13 protein-coding genes are annotated in these 15,949 nt (G+C 59.0%); 10 read left to right on the top strand and 3 right to left on the bottom strand.

The window, feature by feature from the left end:
• Nucleotides 1-182: 182 nt before the first annotated feature.
• Nucleotides 183-1,292, bottom strand: a complete 1,110-nt coding sequence (locus RBR41_RS03635) for an ABC transporter permease (RefSeq protein ID WP_320351142.1) — start codon at nt 1,290-1,292, stop codon at nt 183-185.
• 110 nt (nt 1,293-1,402) lie between these two features.
• Here RBR41_RS03635 and RBR41_RS03630 point away from each other — a divergent pair, with 110 nt between their 5' ends.
• The 3 genes from RBR41_RS03630 to RBR41_RS03620 all read left to right on the top strand — a co-directional run bounded on the left by RBR41_RS03630 (nt 1,403) and on the right by RBR41_RS03620 (nt 6,152).
• Nucleotides 1,403-4,198 carry a DNA polymerase I gene (locus tag RBR41_RS03630; protein ID WP_320351140.1) on the top strand — a complete coding sequence of 932 codons (2,796 nt, stop codon included), beginning with the start codon at nt 1,403-1,405 and terminating at the stop codon, nt 4,196-4,198.
• A gap of 402 nt (nt 4,199-4,600) precedes the next feature.
• Nucleotides 4,601-5,470, top strand: coding sequence for an AraC family transcriptional regulator (locus RBR41_RS03625; protein WP_320351138.1), 870 nt, complete (start codon nt 4,601-4,603; stop codon nt 5,468-5,470).
• A 40-nt stretch (nt 5,471-5,510) separates the two neighbouring features.
• Nucleotides 5,511-6,152 carry a LysE family translocator gene (locus RBR41_RS03620; protein ID WP_320351136.1) on the top strand — a complete coding sequence of 214 codons (642 nt, stop codon included), beginning with the start codon at nt 5,511-5,513 and terminating at the stop codon, nt 6,150-6,152.
• Nucleotides 6,153-6,510: 358 nt separating this feature from the next.
• Here the strand turns inward: RBR41_RS03620 and RBR41_RS03615 are convergent, their stop codons facing one another.
• Complete coding sequence (locus tag RBR41_RS03615) at nt 6,511-7,296, bottom strand: translation initiation factor 2 (RefSeq protein WP_320351134.1); 786 nt, start codon at nt 7,294-7,296, stop codon at nt 6,511-6,513.
• A 20-nt stretch (nt 7,297-7,316) separates the two neighbouring features.
• Nucleotides 7,317-8,558, bottom strand: a complete 1,242-nt coding sequence (locus RBR41_RS03610; protein ID WP_320351132.1) for an HD domain-containing protein — start codon at nt 8,556-8,558, stop codon at nt 7,317-7,319.
• Between the two features lie 264 nt (nt 8,559-8,822).
• Between RBR41_RS03610 and rplM the strand changes: the two genes are divergently transcribed.
• The 7 genes from rplM (at nt 8,823) to RBR41_RS03575 (ending at nt 15,922) form a co-directional block, all read left to right on the top strand.
• The gene (gene rplM / locus RBR41_RS03605; RefSeq protein ID WP_320351130.1) at nt 8,823-9,257 is read left to right on the top strand and encodes a 50S ribosomal protein L13; all 435 of its coding nucleotides are present in this window, start codon (nt 8,823-8,825) and stop codon (nt 9,255-9,257) included.
• Nucleotides 9,258-9,270: 13 nt separating this feature from the next.
• Nucleotides 9,271-9,663 (top strand): 30S ribosomal protein S9, encoded by a 393-nt coding sequence (gene rpsI, locus RBR41_RS03600; RefSeq protein WP_179979369.1) that lies wholly within the window; start codon nt 9,271-9,273, stop codon nt 9,661-9,663.
• 318 nt (nt 9,664-9,981) lie between these two features.
• Complete coding sequence (locus RBR41_RS03595; protein ID WP_320351126.1) at nt 9,982-11,775, top strand: YcaO-like family protein; 1,794 nt, start codon at nt 9,982-9,984, stop codon at nt 11,773-11,775.
• Between the two features lie 119 nt (nt 11,776-11,894).
• The gene (locus RBR41_RS03590; protein WP_320351124.1) at nt 11,895-13,040 is read left to right on the top strand and encodes an ABC transporter substrate-binding protein; all 1,146 of its coding nucleotides are present in this window, start codon (nt 11,895-11,897) and stop codon (nt 13,038-13,040) included.
• A gap of 130 nt (nt 13,041-13,170) precedes the next feature.
• The gene (locus RBR41_RS03585; protein WP_320351122.1) at nt 13,171-14,064 is read left to right on the top strand and encodes a branched-chain amino acid ABC transporter permease; all 894 of its coding nucleotides are present in this window, start codon (nt 13,171-13,173) and stop codon (nt 14,062-14,064) included.
• Nucleotides 14,064-15,104, top strand: coding sequence for a branched-chain amino acid ABC transporter permease (locus tag RBR41_RS03580; RefSeq protein WP_320351120.1), 1,041 nt, complete (start codon nt 14,064-14,066; stop codon nt 15,102-15,104). The genes RBR41_RS03585 and RBR41_RS03580 overlap by 1 nt, the downstream gene beginning before the upstream one ends.
• Nucleotides 15,101-15,922, top strand: coding sequence for an ABC transporter ATP-binding protein (locus RBR41_RS03575; protein WP_320351119.1), 822 nt, complete (start codon nt 15,101-15,103; stop codon nt 15,920-15,922). The genes RBR41_RS03580 and RBR41_RS03575 overlap by 4 nt, the downstream gene beginning before the upstream one ends.
• The last annotated feature ends 27 nt before the right edge of the window (nt 15,923-15,949 follow it).

Below are 15,949 nucleotides of genomic sequence, written 5' to 3'. Positions count from 1 at the left end.
AGGAACCATAGCCGACCTGCAACTGGTTTACGCTGATGCGCACTTCCCCCTGATTTCCCTGATTTGGCTGCCCAGGCTGCCCGGCCTGCCCTTGTTCCGCGTCCGGGGCGGAGCGGGCTTTTTCGGCAATCCCGGCTGGCAGGGGGGATGAGGATGATGTAATGGAGGTGCTGCTGGGCATGTCAGATGTCCATCACGTTGCAGATGACGGTTATTATGGCTGTGGACACGATAATGCCCACAATGGCCTGCACCACGGCAGTGGTGGTGGCCTGTCCCACAGCCTGGGCGCTGCGCCCGCAGCGCATGCCCTGAAAGCAGCCCGTCAAGGCGATGATAACGCCGAAAACCGTGCCATAGGTGAGGCCGATGAAGACGTGCTTGTAGGGAACCATCTGCATGGTGGCGTTGACGTATTCCATAGGATTGATTTTCAGCATGGTGATGGCCACAACATAGCCGCCGATAACGCCCATAAGGTCGGCGTACAACGTCAGCAGGGGGATCATGGCCGTCAGCGCCACCACACGGGGCAGCACCAGAAAATCGACGGGAGAAATGCCCAATGTGGCCAGGGCGTCCACTTCTTCATTAACCTGCATGGTGCCGATGAGGGCGGCATAGGCGGCACCGACCCTGCCCGCCATGACCACGCCCACCATGATGGCGCCCATAACACGCAGCATGCCAATGCCCACAAGCCCCGCCACATAGATTTGCGCGCCGAACTGCGTGAGCTGCACCGCGCCCACAAAGGCCAGAATAAGGCCAAAAAGCATGCTGGTTATGGAGATGATGGGCAGCGCCTGCACGCCGCATTCCTGCATGGCTGCCAGCAGGTCTTGCGGGCGCATCTGCGACCGGCCCACTATAAGACGGCCCACAGACAGCGTCACCTCACCCACAAAGCTCACAAAATCGGTTATGCGCGGCGGCAGGTCCAGGGTGGCCTGGCCCACACGCTGCACGAAACTGAGGCTTTCTTTTTTGCGGTCAGACCCTGCCTTGGCAGGCACGGCAAAAGCCAGTTTGAGAAGACGCTCAAGACCTTCGGGCAAATGGTTCTGGATGCGCAGTTTGCGATCCTCGGCCGCCTTGGTAAGCTGCACAAGAAAGACCAGCAGGCTGCTGTCCCAGGCTTTGAGACCATCGCTCTCCAGGCAAAGTTCGTGAATGCTCTGATTGGCCAGAGCCTTGAGGGCGGCTTCGGCTTCAGGGGGCCAGGCCGTATCTATATTCCAGCCGCCCCCCACGCTCACGTGCAGGAGCGGACCCTGAATGGAAGCTGTCACTTGCGGACTTGTTTCCATCACTATAGTATACGCATGGCTTGATTTATCTGCAAGGGCCGCGTGCGCAAAAAGCGTGCGGGCTTTTTCTCACCTTCAACCCACGGTCTGTCATGTCTTTAAAAAATCGCCTTGACCTTGCCGCCGACCCCGTTTTTCTGATGGATGGCTCCGCCTTTATTTACCGGGGATTTTTCGCCAACAGAAACATGCAGCGTTCCGACGGTTTTCCCACCAACGCCCTGGTGGTGGTGACCCGTGTGCTTCTGCGTATTCTGCGTGAAGAAAGGCCGCAGTATTTTTTGTTCGTCAAGGATGGCAGGGGCAAGAACTTCCGGCATGACATCTATCCCCTGTACAAGGCCAACCGTGACGCCACCCCCGAAGACCTGATCCGGCAGATGGAACCCATCGAACGCATGGTCACTGCCCTTGGCATGAGCCTTGAGGTTTCCGACGGCTGCGAGGCCGACGATTGCATAGCCTCCCTGGCAGCGCGCCTCTCAAAAGAGCGCCCCGTGGTCATTGTCAGCGGCGACAAGGACCTCAAGCAATGCCTTGGCCCCAATATTTTCATGTGGGACCCAGCTTTCAAGGAAGAAAAACTGCTTACTTCCGAACAGTTTACAAAAGAAAGCGGCCTGACCCCTGCCCAATGGGCCGATGTGCAGGCCCTTGTGGGCGACACCAGCGACAACATTCCCGGCGTGCCCGGCATTGGCCCCAAAACCGCCGCCAAGATTTTTGAGATATGCCCAACCCTTGAGGATATCCGCGACCATTTCGCCCTGCTGCCCCCCAAACTTCAGGACAAACTGCGCGACCATCTGGACGACATGTTCACCTGGCGCAGGCTGACCAGACTGTCGCTGGATGTCTGCACCGGCCTTGAACTGAGCGACCTTCAGGTGCGTCCCATCGACGCGGCCCATTGCGCGGCCCTGGCCGAAGAATTCGAACTGCACGCCCTGCGCCGCGAAATGGCGTCGCTGGAGCGCATGCAGCTTTCCGGACAGTCCGGCGCTGCCGCAGAAGGGGCAAAGCCCCGCACGCAAAACGGCGCTTCATCCGCGCCATCTGGCGCGTCCGCCGTATCCGCTGCATCCATTGCATCGGGCGCGTCCGCCACGCTTTTGGCAGAAAAAAACAACGGGGCCGACCCTGCCCCCGCGCGGCAGGGGTCGCAGTCCCAGCCGCCCAAGGGTGCTGGCGCGCAGATGAGTCTTCTTGAAGTGGCCGAAGAAAAGGCGGCCCCGCAAGTGCTTATTGCCGCAGATCTGCCAAACTGCAGTGGCCTTGACCTGGCCCTGGTATGGCCCAGAGGCGCGAGCGCCGCGCCCCATGCCGCTGTGACGGGCGGCGAGGATGTCTGCTGGATGGGCGGCGCGGACGAGCTTTGCGCCTGGGCCTCCCACGCGCGGCGTATCATTACGCCTGACCTCAAAGTCTTGCTGACCGCGGCTCCTTGCTGGCGAGAACTGGCGCGAAAAAAATCCCCGGATTTTTTTATGGATCTTGGCCTGGCCGCCTACCTTATAAATCCTGAAGAAAGTGATTACGGCTGGCCGCGCCTTGCCGTGCACTGGGGCGCGCCCCTGCGCGACGACGGCCCCGGCCCGGCGCTGCTGGCCCTGCGCATGGCGGCGGTGCTTGAAGCACGCATGCAGCAGGATGATCTGTTGCGGCTCTATAATGATCTTGAGCTGCCCCTCACCCCGGTGCTGGCGGATATGGAAGGCCGAGGCATAGCCATTGACGTTCCCGCGTTCGAGGCCTTTCTTGCCGATGTGCAGGCCGAACTCGACAAACTGACGGCCGCAGTTTACGCGGCGGCGGGCAAGGAATTCAATATCCGCTCGGCCCAGCAGCTTGGCGACGTGCTTTTCAGCACCCTTGACCTTCCCTCGCCGCGCAAAACCAGGGGCGGGCAGGCCTCCACCAGTCAGGAAACCCTTGAAAAACTGGCAAGCCGCCATCCTGTGGTGGAAAGTATCCTTCAATTCCGCAAGCTTGAAAAGATGCGCTCCACCTATCTTGATCCCCTGCCGCGCCTGATGGACAGCCAGGGCCGCGTCCACACGACCTTTAACCAGAAGGCCACCGCCACAGGACGCCTTTCATCCAGCAACCCTAATTTGCAGAATATTCCCGTGCGTGGCGAACTCGGCAAGCGCATGCGCTCCTGCTTCATCGCCAGGGCCGATCACTCCCTGGTATCCGCCGACTACTCGCAGGTGGAACTGCGCGTTCTGGCCCACATGTCGCAAGATGCCGCCCTGCTTGAAGCTTTTCGTAATGGCGAGGACATCCACGCCCGCACTGCCGCCCTGGTCTATGACCTGCCCCCTGACCAGGTGAGCCCCGACCAGCGCCGGAATGCCAAGACCATCAACTTTGGCCTCATTTACGGGATGGGCGCGCAAAAACTGGCCCAGGAACTTAAAATCACCACCAATGAAGCCAAAGAGTTCATTGCCCGCTACTTCGCGCGCCTCACGGGCCTCAAGGAATTTTACGAATCAATTGAAGCCACGGCCAAGCGCCAGGGCTACGTGGTCACGCTTGGCGGCCGCCGCCGCCTTCTGCCCGACATCCATTCGGCCAACGGACAGGCCTATGCCCTGGCCAGACGTCAGGCCATCAACACTGTGATTCAAGGCTCAGCCGCCGACATCATCAAGCTGGCCATGCTGGCCGTGGCCCGGGATGCGCAACTGCGGGACTGCAAAGCCAGCCTGCTGCTTCAGGTGCACGACGAACTGCTGCTGGAAGTGCCGCAGGACGCCGCCAAGGCCGCCGGGGCGCGCGTGGCCGAGCTTATGAGCGCGGTCATGCCCGGCAACGAACCCCTCTCCGTACCGCTGGTGGTCGACTGGGGCGTGGGCAATGACTGGGGTTCCGCGCATTAGTTTGGTGGGAAGAAAGGTTTTGTGGGGAGAAATGATCTGTGGGGGAAAAGGCTTTGTGGGGGAGGGACCCTTTTGAAAAAGGGTCTCCTCCCCCACGCCCCCACCCCCTAAAACTTTTATTGTGGGTTAACAGGGTGCTTAGGGTGTTTTGGCCCGAAGCGGGGTTCCTGAGAGAGTATCTTCAGGCGTCGCACCAACTTAAAGGTAGTCTGCCTACAGTGCCACAATTTGTGTTGAAGTAGCCGTTTCCGACTTTTCGGCTGCGGGGTCGCGCTTTTCTGCTATTTGGCACAGCCGTTTCGGGCGTCAGCGTCTGACCGCAAGCGTCCGCAATGGACGTTGGAGCTTGACGGGGCGTTTCAGCAAAAAATTGGTCAGTTTTTCTTTATTGTTGGTGCAATCATGCCGCATGAATCCCATTCTGCCGTACAGACGTTTGCCGCTCCGCAAGCCTTGCCCTTTGTGGAGGTGCGGACAACCCTGGACAGCGTGCAACCCTACGCAGAACACTTTCATTCCAGCTGGTCACTTGGGGCCATTCTTGAAGGGCGCACTCGGTTTCGGCTCCACGGCCACACCCACGGCCAGACCCACGGCCAGATGCACGGCCAGATGTACGAGGCGCAGAAGGGCGACCTTGTGCTTATCGGGCCGGGCGTCGCCCATAGCTGCAACCCCGTGGACGGGCAGTCCAGAAGTTACCACATGGCGCACGTGGATTGCCGCTGGTTCGCGCAGCGCGTCTGCCCGGTTTTGGGCCTGCCGGAAAACTGCGTGGCGGTGCTTCCCCTGATTCGGGACAACGCGCTCTATGCGAGTGCCCTTGAAGTCATACAGGCAATGCTGGCTGGTCAGGCAGGCAGCGAGCAGGCGCTGCTTGATCTGCTGGTTCAGTTGCAGCGTGGCTATGGCTGCTTCAGGCCCGCCGACGAGGACTGCGACAGCGCCGTGCGGTTTTTGCCAGCCGGGGAGGAGGGCAGCCTGTGCACGGAGCGTCACGCGGTGTCCCAACTGGCGGAAATATCCGGTCTGCGCCGCGAAAGCTATTCCCGCGCCTTCAGGCGTGGCACCGGGCTGCCCCCGGCAAGCTATCTGCACTGCCTGCGCCTTGAAAAGGCCCGCCGTTTGCTGCGCCAGGGCAAAAGCATCGCGGAAGCCGCCGCTGCTGCCGGGTACGCGGATCAGAGCCACCTGCACCGCATGTTTGTGAAGTTCTATTCTGTGACGCCAGGCTGCTATCGCAAGGGCGCGTCACATTCGTACAAGAAATAATCCGGCAGGGGGGTAGGGTCTGTGCAGGAGGCATCATCTCATGACACAGATTCTCGCGGAGTTCATAGCACCCACATTTCCCGCACTGGCGCTGGCGCACTTCATGGCTTTGCTCAGTCCCGGCCCGGATTTTTTTCTGGTAGTAGGGCACGCGGCACGGCGTGGTTTGCGCGGGGCCGCGTTCATCTGTCTTGGCATCGCGCTGGGCAATGCCCTGTATATTGCCCTGGCTGTTTCGGGCTGGTCGTTCATCCGGCAGTGGCCGTGGCTTTATCGCTGTATGGAACTGGCGGGCGCGGGGTATCTGCTGTGGGTGGGCTGGGCGCTTGTGCGTTCAGGGCGGCAGCCGGCGAATTTTCACCTTAATGCAGCCACACCTCTTGCGGCGGGCAAGCAGTTGCTTACCGGGCTGGCGTCGGCCCTGCTCAATCCCAAGAATGCCATTTTCTATCTCACGCTCATGACCACCATAATGGGATCAGCCGCCAGCCTGAAACAGCAGCTTTTTGCGGGCGCGTGGATGGCGGGACTCGTTTTTGCGTGGGACGCCGGGCTGGCCGCCGCCACTGGGCATCCGGCGGTGCGGAGCCTTTTGAGCAGGCGTCTTACGCTCATTGAAACCCTGGCCGGGGCCTGCCTCATGGGCATGGCGGGTCTGCTTGTGGCCGTGCCCCTGCTGTGAACGGACGTATGCTTGAAAGCTCTGGCAACCATGCCAATCAGGCATGCGCTTGTAGTAGGGACTCCACCACGCCATATGACGATAGCCCGCGTAGAACGGTATGACGCATGAGTCAGGAAGGGGAATCTATGCTGGTCAGGGCGGCAAGCGCGAGAGCAGATAATTTTGAGATGGTGTGATGTCAGAAAGACGTTATTTCTGAAACCCCTGCTCCAGATCAGAAAACCCTTGGCGCGTCACGTAATTACACCAAGAGTTTTAGGGGGTGGGGGTGTGGGGGAGGAGACCCTTTTGCAAAAGGGTCCCTCCCCCACAAAGCATTCCTCCCCCACAGAGCATTTTCCCCCCAACTCTTACTCTATTTCCGCAAAATGGTTCGCAGGGTCTCGGCCCTTGGGCCGGAAAGTCCCTTGAGTCTTTGCTGCACGCGTTCCTGGACGCCTTCGTGGCGCGGGCTCATTTCGTACAGTGAGGCGGCGGCCGTCTGGCTTACGGAAAAAGCCGGATCATTCTGCCTGCCGCTGGAGTTGAGGTCGGCGTAGCGAAGGGCCGCGTCAATGATGGCGTCCAGATAGGCCACATTGCCCGAAGCTGTATATGCGGCCCAGTACATTTGCAAAACGGTTTTTTCGCTGGTGATGTCCCATTGCAGCAGGGGCGTGGGATTCTGGTGGATCTGCTGCAGGAGTATGGCGTCCTGTTTGTCCAGCAACTGGTTCATGAGGGCGGCTTCGTCCGTCAGTTGTGCCAGGTGCACGGCCCAGGCCAGGGTGCGCTTGCCGTCCCTGCTCAGTGTGGGAAGCTGCGCCAGCAGGGTCTGGCGGGCCGTGGGCTCCGACTTGAGGGCCTCGGCAAGAAAAGCGGCCAGGGTGAGCTGTTTTTGCCTGTCATAGAGGACGTTCTGCGCGTCAAAGGTGCGGAGGATGCCCGGCAGTGTTTCGGGGCGTTTTTCCTTGTAATAGTACTCCATATCCCGGGCGTAAAAAGAAAGACCCTTGGAGGCGGTGAGGGCCAATGCCTCTGTGGAGGGCGCAAGCCATGCCGCCAGCGAGAGAAACAGGGCGAACAAAACGGCCCTGCCGGGCGACGCAGCGCCGGGTAGCGGGGTGGGCAGAGCGGTAGAAAGGCGTGTGCTGGTATGCATGGCGGTGGTGTGCCTGGCGGCTAGTCAAAGTCTGCCAGAAGGGAATCCAGCTTGAGGCAGGCGAGGGGGCTTTGGCGCAGCAGGGTCAGCAGGCGGACGCGGGCTTCGAGCAGGTGCGGTGATGAAACGCCGTTGCGGATGGAACTGTGGGCCTCAAGAAAGGCCGCGAGGTTGTCGCAATCCTTGATGAGGCGGCCGTCCTTGGGATCCAGCGTATCCAAGTTGCAGTCGTGCTGCAATGCGCCGAAGTCATATATTTTTTCAATCTTGCCGTTGCGCCGAACGCACTCCTGAAACTCCGACTGTACCTCAAGCCCAAGATAATAGGATATGCGTTCCACCAGCGCGGTGAAGCCCTGCTGGCGAAGCGGGGCAAAAATGCGTCGCTCCAGTTCTTTTTCTTCATATTCTTTAATAATCTTGGGCAGGTCTGCCACGGATCGCTTGACCGGCGAGATAATGTCTCGGGTGAGCACTTCGGGCAGGTCATGAAAAAGACCGCAGAAAAAATTATTGTTGGCTCGTGCAGGGCAGGCGTTTACAGACAGGCTGAAAAAATAGGCGAAGCTGGCCACGATGAACATGTGTCCAAGAACGGAGGTGGCCGGAATGCGCGGCGCTTGCGTCCAGCGTATCTGAAAGCGCAACTGTCCGCAAAGGTTGGCCAGGCGGATAAGCGCCGTACCCTGTTGGCGCATCTGGTCAAGGCCGCTCAAGTCGCTGAAGCTGTCCAGCCTGTCCACAAAGGACTGGCCGATATCGTCCATCTCTTCGTCAAAAGGGCTGTTGAGCGGCTTGATGAGGTTGAATTCCCATTGCGAGGCATAGAGGTGGGCGGCGGTGAGTATGCGGCGGGGCAGGCTGCCTTCGTCGGGGCTGCGGTGCCAGCGGCACATGCGCTGCCAGAAGTCGCCAAGGGGCGCGAGGGCCGGTTGCAGCCGTTCCAGTACGTGCTCGGTCAACTGTTGGTGCTGGTCGGGGTTTTCTTTGATTTTATAAAAGATGGGGGGCTTGATGTCGGTGATGATGAGGCGGTAAAAATAGTCAAACAGCCCGCCTTCAATGATGTCATTGGCAAGGCTCACCCTTTTTTCTTCAGACATGCCGAGAGAATTTTCATGCCACAGCACGCAGGCCAGCAGCATCTTGTGTGCCTGCTTGTCGATTTCAAGCAGTTCCACTGGACGGAGCTTATCGTTCCAGCGCAAAAGATATGCGCCTGAAAAAATTAGTTGAAGCAAGCTCTTGCGAATATCCGCCATACTTTCTCCGGGTACGGGTCGGAAAAACAGTTGGCAGTATATGGGCAGATGGGGTAAAGCTCAAGGGCTTCATGTCACTGCCCTTGGGTTATGGCCCGTGGGTGGATATTGGTGCGGCTGCTCTTGACAGTTTCTGGGGTTTGCCGTATTGAAGCCATCTTTACTGCGATAAATGTCGTCACCCCCGTTCGACGGCGCATCGCGCAATGAACTTTTTTGCAGCCTGAGGGCTGCTGATATTTGCAGATGTGAGGAGTCACTCCGATGAAGACGTTCAGCCCCACCCCCAAAGACATCAATCGCGAATGGTTCGTGGTTGACGCTCAGGATCAGGTGCTCGGTCGTCTGGCCAGCCAGATCGCCCACCGCCTGCGCGGCAAGCACAAGCCTGAATTCGCCCCGCATATGGATAACGGGGACTTTATCGTGGTAGTTAACTGCGAAAAGATCAAAGTTACCGGCAAAAAATTGACCGATAAAAAATACTACCGGCACTCCGGCTGGGTCGGCGGCCTCAAGACCTCCGTTCTCGGCGACGTGCTGGCTGACAAGCCCTCCCGCGTCCTGATGACTGCCGTGAAGGGCATGCTGCCCAAGAATCGCCTGGGCCGCGCCATGCTGAAGAAACTCAAGATTTACGCCGGGACCGAACATCCCCATACGGCCCAGAATCCCCAGCCGCTGACGCTGCCGCATTAAGGAGTAGAATGCCATGAGCGAGAAATTTGAATACGGCACCGGCCGTCGCAAGACCGCCACGGCGCGTACCCGCATCTATGCCGGTTCCGGCGGCATCACGGTCAACGGGCGTTCTTTCGAGGAATATTTTCCCCGTAAGACCCTGCAGATGATCATTCGTCAGCCTCTGGTGCTCTCCAAGCTTGCCGACAAGCTTGATGTGCGCATCAACGTGGCTGGCGGCGGCGTGACCGGTCAGGCCGAAGCTGTGCGTCACGGTATTTCCCGTGCCCTGCTGATGGTTGACCCGGCCCTGCGCCCCATGCTCAAGAAAGCCGGCTTCCTCACACGGGATGCCCGCAAGAAAGAACGTAAAAAGTACGGCCTGCGCGCTGCCCGCGCACGGTACCAGTACTCCAAGCGTTAATCGCTTTGCGAAAGCCCTGCACGTCAGGGCTTTCGTTTTTTTTATTGGCGGGCCGCTTGCGGCCCGCTTTTTTGTGCATTGCTGCGGCACTGCTTTTGGTCTGGCGTTTTCCCAGTAAAAGTGTAGGTTGGTCTGGGCATATTCTGTCCAACCACACTGGAGCAAGTTCTTTTTGAAATTGCTCTGGCGGATCGGGAGCAGACGCCCGCCCCGGAGGCGTAAGCGCAGTTTATCTGCGCGGTTAAACGCCGGAGCTGGCGTCTTTGGAAGCATTGCGAATAGATATTCTCAATGCGAAAAAACTTTGAGAGAGTTGACATGATCAGGGACGATGCTCCTTCTACCGACCACTTGCCAATACTCGACTACGCTTACACGCATGAAGAGACCCAGGCCACCACGGGATATTTTTCCTGTGTGCCGCCGTCTGATCTCGATTTTGCCGCTGCTCTGGTGCGTCTTGAAGCCGCGCCTATGGACGATTTTTTACACCAGCATCTTTTGCGTTTGCTGAGCGCTGAAAAAACTGAAGAGCTGGCCCGTCTGGCGGCTACCTGCTATGATGCGGCCAACGACGCCTTCACACGGCCGGTTCTGGCGGCCTTGCTGCTGGAGTGCGGCATTTTGCTGCCCCAACATGCGCAGGCTTGCGCCGATTTTCCCGCTGATGCGGGCATCCGTCTGGCTCATGCCAGCCCTGCGCTGTACCTTCGCGCGGCAAGCCAGCCGGACGCTGAAGCCAGCGCCGCCTGGAGCGAACTTTTTTGTACCAATATTTGTGAGCATCATGCCTTGCCGCGTCCGTCTGAAGCTGGCATTGTACCGCTGTTCCCGGATGAAGACATTGAAGCAGCAGCCATGGCCATGGCCGCCCATGCGGGCAGTATCGCGGACCAGCATGCGCGGCTGCGCGCTGACCCCGCGCCCGCCTGGGAACGTCCCGCAGCGCAGAAGACCTTTTTGCGCGCGCTGGACGCCCTGATGGAGTCGGGAACCATAGCCGGGCCAGAAATGCGGCACGAAGCTTCGCTTTCGCCCATAGCCCTGCTCAGGCCCTGGCAGGTGGATATTGAAGTGCGCAGCGGCGCTGTGCGCCACCGGCTGCGCGGGCAGGCCACGGCCTACGGGCGGGGGATGTCTCTGGCAGCCGCCAGGGCTTCCTATGCGATGGAAATTGTTGAAAGGGCCAGTGCCTACGTGAGCGTCGGCCCGGCGGAGGCTGGCGCAAAGGGCGAAGCAGGGCAGGTAGTTGGCCGCAAGCATGCCATGCCCCTCTGCAAGGCCCGGTTTTCTGAGCTGCAGGCGCAGGGCAGGGCGGCCCTTGCCCCCAATCTTTTGCCGGTTGAAGCGCCCTATATGGATGCGCCCCTGCACTGGCTCACCGCTGTGGGGGCCGATGGCCGCCCAATGCTGGTTCCGGCCCAGGCTGTTTTTCTGTTCTGCAATCTGGACGAACCGGCGCTCTTTCTGGCTGGCGGTTCAACGGGGCTCGCTTCTGGCAACACTCTGGATGAGGCCAGGCAGGCGGCACTGACGGAGATTTTTGAGCGCGACGCTGAAGCCACCACGCCCTTCAGCCGTTTGCGGTGTTTTCGCCTTAAAAGCCGTGACGAGCGCATACAGTCCTTGCTGGATGACTATGCGGCCTGCGGCATCAGCGTGCAGTTTCAGGATATTACCACCGAGTTTGGCTTACCCGTGTACCAGTGCTTTGTCATGGGGCGCGACGGCAGCATTGCCCGTGCCACGGGAGCCAACCTTAATGGACAGCGGGCGGCTCTGGCGGCGCTTACCGAGACGCCCTGGCCGTATTCAACGTCTCAAAGCACGCGGCCCCGGCCTTCCGGCCCCGGCCTTGCGGGACTGCCTGTGCGCTTTCTTGAGGATTTGCCGGACTACAGCCTCGCATCGCCCGAAGACAACTGCCGTCTGCTTGAAGCCGTGCTGGCTGACCATGGCAGAAATCCGCTTTACGTGGATATCAGCCGAAAGGATTTTGACCTGCCTGTGGTGCGGGCCATTGTTCCCGGTCTGGCGCTTACGGGCGAATGGGATCGTTTTTCGCGCCCCGGCAAGCGGCTTTTTGCGCGCTATGCCAGTCTTTTTGCCTGATTTTTATGAGTTCATGGGATTTCTGAATTGCAGGCTTCGTCCAAATTGTTTAGTATTCGGGTCTAGTGGCCCGCCCTTTGGCGCAGCCCTGCGAACACAAAAAAACCTGGAGGGAAAGGATGAAACTGGGAAAACTTTTTGCAGCGCTGGCCGGGCTGGCGCTCACCCTTGGTTTTGCCGGCCAGGCGCCTGCCGCTGATGCCGCTCCTGTTAAAATCGGTGTTTACCTTCCCCTGACCGGGCAGAATGCCTTTGGCGGTCAGCTTGAACTTGAAGGCGTCCGCCTGGCCCACAAAGAAATGCCCACCGTTCTCGGCCGCCCCGTTGAACTGGTTGTTGTGGACAACAAGTCCGACAAGGTTGAAGCGGCCAATGCCGTGAAGCGCCTTGTGGAACGTGACAAGGTCGTGGCCCTTATCGGCACCTACGGCTCTTCCCTTGCCATGGCTGGCGCTGAAGTCGCCGAAAAAGCCAAGGTCCCCGGCGTGGGTACCTCCTGCACCAATCCCCTTGTGACCCAGGGCAAGAAGTACTACTTCCGCGCCTGCTTCATCGACCCCTATCAGGGCGCCGCTGCGGCCACCTATGCCCGTGAAAACCTGGGCTTCAAGAAAGCCGCCGTTCTTATGGACATGACCAACGACTATGCCGTGGGCCTGTCCAGCTTCTTCTCCAAGTCCTTCAAAAAGCAGGGCGGCGATGTGGTCGCTACCCTCAAGTACAGCTCCGGCGACCAGGACTTCACTGCCCAGCTGACCGAACTGATTTCCAAAAACCCCGACATCGTGTTCATGCCCGCCTACTTTGCTGAAGGCGCCATCATCATGAAGCAGGCCCGCGAACTGGGCGCCAAGTTCCGCCTTATGGGCGCGGACGCCATGGATAACCCCGACACGCTCAAGCTCGGCGGCAAGGCTGCTGAAGGCTTCCTGCACACCACCTTCCCTTACGACCCCGCCATGCCCAACATGAGCGAAGTTGCCAAGCGCTTCACCGAAGCCTGGAAGGCCACCTATCCTGACAAGGAAACCAACGTTAACGGCGCTCTTGGCTACAACACCTACTTCCTCATTCTTGACGCCATCAAGCGCGCCAAGTCTGCCGAGCCCCAGGCCATTGCCAAGGCTCTGGCCGAAACCAAGGATCTGCCCACCGCTCTCGGCCTGCTTTCCATCAATGCCACCCACGACGCTGAAATGCCCGTGGGCATCATTGAATACAAAGATGGCAAGCGCGTTTACGTGGGTGAAGTGACGCCCAAGTAAGCTGGTTGTTTTTTTCGGCCCCGCAGCGCAAACGCTGCGGGGCGCTTTTCCTCTTTTTTGCTGCCGTCCGCGGAGGGGGCTTTGCGGCCTTTGATCCGCCGCTACCGTGAACGGCTGCCGAGGTGGCTACATGAGCCTTGACATGTTTTTGCAGCATTGTTTCAACGCCCTTACCCTGGGATCGCTCTATGCGTTGATAGCCATCGGCTACACCATGGTATACGGCATTTTACGACTTATTAACTTTGCCCACGGCGACATTCTGATGGTTGGCGCCTATTTTGTGTTTTTTGGCACCTTTGCCTTCGGCTGGCCCTGGGCTGTGGCCGCTGTGGTTTCCGTTGCAGGTGCAAGCCTGCTGGGTGTCATCATTGAAAGGGTGGCCTATCGGCCCCTGCGTGACGCACCACGAATTTCTGCGCTTATCAGCGCCATTGCCGTGTCCTTTTTTATCGAAAGCCTGGCTGTGGTGATTTTTACCGGCCAACCGCGTCCCGTGCTGCAACCCGACTGGCTCGTGTCTGAATGGCTGATCGGCGGTTTGCGCATCCTGCCGCTCACCGCGTTTGTGCCCTGTATGACCATCGTGCTTGTGGGCATTCTGCTGTATGTGGTCTACCGCACCAAGCCGGGCCTGGCCATGCGCGCCATATCAAAGGACATCGAAACCACGCGTCTGCTCGGGGTCAAGGTGGACAACATCATTGCCCTGACATTCTGCATCGGCTCGGCGCTGGCTGCTGCTTCGGGCATCATGTGGGCCTTGCGGTATCCCCAGGTGCATCCCTACATGGGCATCATGCCCGGCCTCAAAGCCTTTATAGCCGCCGTTTTCGGGGGCATCGGCTCCATCCAGGGGGCGGTTATCGGCGGCGTGGCCCTGGGCTTTGTGGAAATCATGACCGTGGCTTTCATGCCGGAGCTTTCTGGGTACCGTGACGCCTTTGCCTTTGTGCTGCTTGTGCTTGTGCTCTTTTACAAGCCCACGGGCCTGCTAGGCGATCGCACGGAGGAGAAAATCTGATGCGCCTGAACAGCAGCACGATCTTGAGCATACTGGCCATGGCCCTGGTGGGCTGTGCGGTATGGCAGGCGGAATTTTTTCTTGGCGACTACCAGATTTACATCGCCAAGCTCATTTTCATCAATGCCATTCTGGCGCTTTCGCTCAACCTCATCTATGGGTTCACAGGTCTTTTCTCCCTTGGGCATGCCGGTTTCATTGCCGTGGGGGCCTATGTTTCGGCTTTGTGCATTCTGCCGCCGGAACAAAAGGAAATGATGTGGATTCTTGAACCCATAATCTGGCCCTTCTCCGAGCTGTTCACGCCCTTCTGGGCGTCGGTGCTGGCCGGCGGAGTGGTCGCCACCATATTTGCCTTTTTTATCGCCGTCCCCGTGCTGCGGCTTGGGGATGACTACCTCGGCATTGCCACGCTTGGCTTTGCCGAGATCATCCGGGTGCTCATCGTCAACGCCACCCCCGTCACCAACGGCTCCCTGGGCATCAAGGGCATACCCTCGCATGCCACGCTGTTGGTGTGCTACGGATGGATGCTCCTCACGCTCATTGTGCTGGTGCGGCTTGTTTTCAGCAATTACGGCAACGTACTGCGCTGTATACGCGACAATGAAATCGCCGCCAGCGTCATGGGTATCAACGTGTTCTGGAACAAGGTGCTTTCGTTCTGCATCGGCGCGTTTTTTGCCGGAGTGGGCGGGGCGCTTCTGGGCAGCCATCTTTCCACCATTGACCCCAAGATGTTCAACTTTCTGCTGACATTCAACGTGCTCATGTTCGTGGTTGCTGGCGGCCTCGGCTCGCTGACGGGCAGCCTCCTTGGCGCGACAATCATCACCATTCTTCTGGAATGGCTACGCGCCATTGAAGAACCCATAGACATCTTTGGCCTGTTTGAAATACCGGGCATCCCCGGCATGCGCATGGTGGTCTTTTCGCTTGTGTTGCTGGGCATCATTCTGTTCAGGCGGGAAGGCATCATGGGCACAAGGGAATTGACCTGGAAGCGCATAGGCGCATTTTTGAGGAGGCAAAAGGCATGAGCGAATTCCATCTGCCCCGTCCCCCTCATTATGAAGGAGCGCTGCTGATCGCCAAGGGCATGACCATGCGTTTTGGCGGCGTCACTGCGGTGAGCGAGCTTTCTCTGGCCCTGCCCAAGGGGGGCATTGCGGGAATCATCGGCCCCAACGGCGCGGGAAAAACCACCGCGTTCAACGTGCTGAGCGGTTTTTACACACCCCAGGAAGGTGAAGTCATCCTTGACGGACAGAGCATCAAGGGATTGAAGCCCTATGATATCTGTCGGCGCGGCATGGCCCGTACCTTCCAGAATATCCGTCTCTCCCAGCATATGACCGTGCTCGAAAACATCATGGTCGGCTGCCACGTGCGGCGGCATTGCCCCTGGTGGATGGCCCCTCTGGGACTGCCGTCCTTTTACCGCGAAGAAGCTGAAATCAGGGAAAAAAGCCGTCAACTGGCCGAAAGGGTCAACCTTGGCGCGCACCTTGATGATCTTGCGGGCAGCCTGCCCTACGGCGCGCAACGCCGTCTTGAAATAGCGCGAGCCCTGGCCACCCAACCACGCCTTTTGCTGCTGGACGAACCCGCCGCAGGCATGAACCCCCAGGAAAGCCTCGATCTCATGCACTTTATTGGTCATATTCGTGACGAATTTGACCTGACCATTCTGCTTATCGAGCACGACATGAAGGTTGTCATGGGCGTGTGCCAGTATATCTGGGTTATGGAATACGGTGCCCTTATCGCTGAAGGCGGCCCGGATGAAATTCGCAACAATCCGGTGGTGGTTCGCGCCTATCTTGGCGAGGACATGGGCGCGGGCGGCATGTTCTGATGTGCGGCGCAAAAATTGCCACACGGG

This window comes from Desulfovibrio sp., from assembly GCF_034006445.1.
GTDB lineage: Bacteria > Desulfobacterota > Desulfovibrionia > Desulfovibrionales > Desulfovibrionaceae > Desulfovibrio.
Note: the sequence above shows the minus strand (reverse complement) of the source record. Positions and strands in the feature narration are given on the sequence as shown.

Coding starts and splice junctions, on each gene's coding strand:
- RBR41_RS03630 (WP_320351140.1), top strand. CDS start 1,403: ATGTCTTTAAAAAATCGCCTTGACCTTGCCGCCGACCCCGTTTTTCTG.
- RBR41_RS03625 (WP_320351138.1), top strand. CDS start 4,601: ATGCCGCATGAATCCCATTCTGCCGTACAGACGTTTGCCGCTCCGCAA.
- RBR41_RS03620 (WP_320351136.1), top strand. CDS start 5,511: ATGACACAGATTCTCGCGGAGTTCATAGCACCCACATTTCCCGCACTG.
- RBR41_RS03615 (WP_320351134.1), bottom strand. CDS start 7,296: ATGCATACCAGCACACGCCTTTCTACCGCTCTGCCCACCCCGCTACCC.
- RBR41_RS03610 (WP_320351132.1), bottom strand. CDS start 8,558: ATGGCGGATATTCGCAAGAGCTTGCTTCAACTAATTTTTTCAGGCGCA.
- rplM (WP_320351130.1), top strand. CDS start 8,823: ATGAAGACGTTCAGCCCCACCCCCAAAGACATCAATCGCGAATGGTTC.
- rpsI (WP_179979369.1), top strand. CDS start 9,271: ATGAGCGAGAAATTTGAATACGGCACCGGCCGTCGCAAGACCGCCACG.
- RBR41_RS03595 (WP_320351126.1), top strand. CDS start 9,982: ATGATCAGGGACGATGCTCCTTCTACCGACCACTTGCCAATACTCGAC.
- RBR41_RS03590 (WP_320351124.1), top strand. CDS start 11,895: ATGAAACTGGGAAAACTTTTTGCAGCGCTGGCCGGGCTGGCGCTCACC.
- RBR41_RS03585 (WP_320351122.1), top strand. CDS start 13,171: ATGAGCCTTGACATGTTTTTGCAGCATTGTTTCAACGCCCTTACCCTG.
- RBR41_RS03580 (WP_320351120.1), top strand. CDS start 14,064: ATGCGCCTGAACAGCAGCACGATCTTGAGCATACTGGCCATGGCCCTG.
- RBR41_RS03575 (WP_320351119.1), top strand. CDS start 15,101: ATGAGCGAATTCCATCTGCCCCGTCCCCCTCATTATGAAGGAGCGCTG.